This is a genomic window from Bartonella sp. AP57NXGY (assembly GCF_042195805.1).
In the GTDB taxonomy this organism is placed as follows: domain Bacteria; phylum Pseudomonadota; class Alphaproteobacteria; order Rhizobiales; family Rhizobiaceae; genus Bartonella.
The window spans coordinates 1-1397 of the sequence record NZ_JBHIOZ010000281.1 but is presented as its reverse complement, the minus strand read 5'-3'; the positions used below and the strand labels follow the sequence as shown (position 1 = coordinate 1397).

The following is a 1397-nucleotide window of genomic DNA, read 5'->3' as shown; positions in this document are numbered from 1 at the left end:
ACAGACCACCCCAGACGCCATGTACCCCCAAAAAACACCATATGCACCGAAGTCTCCTCCAGTCCACGTCCTCATGCATCCCCCCAACCAAAGCCCAACAACTTCACAGCTCACATGCCTAAAGCACTCAGCCCCTCACCGCAATTTCAATCATAAGCTTTCAGACAAACACCTAGTATTCCCGTTCAAAGACAATATCCCTTAAACATCATATGCCCAACCCAATATTTTCTCATAACTTCAAGCCTCAGTGACCAAAGGATCAAGCTTCTTCGGTTCGCTATTTTTGGGCTTCACTGATACAATCTCAATACGCGAAACTGTTTTAACATCTCCCCCATTTCAATAACGAGAAAAGACCAAACCTTCACCAGAAATCCAAAACAGCAAATATCATCAAGCACTCCCCAACATCTTTCAGGTATCGCGCCCCTCACACATCGCCATAAAAGCATCTTGCCCGCTTCACACAGACCACCCCAGACACCATATACCCCCAAAAACACCATATGCACCGAAGTCTCCTCCAGTCCACGTCCTCATGCATCCCCCACCAAAGCCCAACAACTTCACAGCTCACACGCCTAAAGCACACACCCCTCAACGCAATTTCAATCATAAGCTTTCAGACAAACACCTAGCATTCCCGTTCAAAGACAATATCCCTTAAACATCATATGCCCAACCCAATATTTTCTCATAACTTCAAGCCTCAGTGACCAAAGGATCAAGCTTCTTCGGTTCAGTATTTTTGGGCTTCACTGGTACAATCTCAATACGCGAAACTGTTTTAACATCTCCCCCTGCTTCTCCCGTAACCTGAAGAGGCAAGACTTTTGCCAGCAGCGAAAAAAAAGGAACAGGATTATTCAACGCATGATATTGAAGATAAGACACCAGCCCATCCTCACCATAGTGATATCCAGCCTGCTCAGCGGCTGTCAAAAGAGCTTCATTAAATCGCTTTGTTGTTTTATTCAAAGTTGTTTTTTTCCGCCCTTTTCGACGTAAGGGAAGACAATGTTCATCTACCATCATCATGTTCCTTCCAACTAAAGAAAAACCAATACTTCAAACACAAAAAATGACATGAAAATCAGCAACAAAATTTAACAAGCCATCAACAATAAAAAATGAGACCACACCCTAAAAGACAAGAACCCACATAAAGCCCAAATCCTCCGCATAATTTTACAGATACACGTTTTTACGCTTTTCCATCTTTACAGAAAAAAGCCAAACGAAACGCTCAAATTACTACCCCGCACCGTTCTGTAAACACGGGTCTGTCAACAAGCTGATTTCTCGTCTATCAGATTTCCCTGCTGATTATTTCATATGGCTATCCCACACTTCAAAGAATGGTGTTTCATCAAACACGCCAGATAAACTCTGAT

Annotated in this window: 1 protein-coding gene; it reads right to left on the bottom strand. The window is 43.2% G+C overall.

The genetic code is table 11. The features are described from left to right. Positions 1 to 705: 705 nt before the first annotated feature. Positions 706 to 1035 (bottom strand): hypothetical protein, encoded by a 330-nt coding sequence (locus ACFIL8_RS10290; RefSeq protein WP_375611698.1) that lies wholly within the window; start codon positions 1033 to 1035, stop codon positions 706 to 708. Positions 1036 to 1397: the final 362 nt, after the last annotated feature.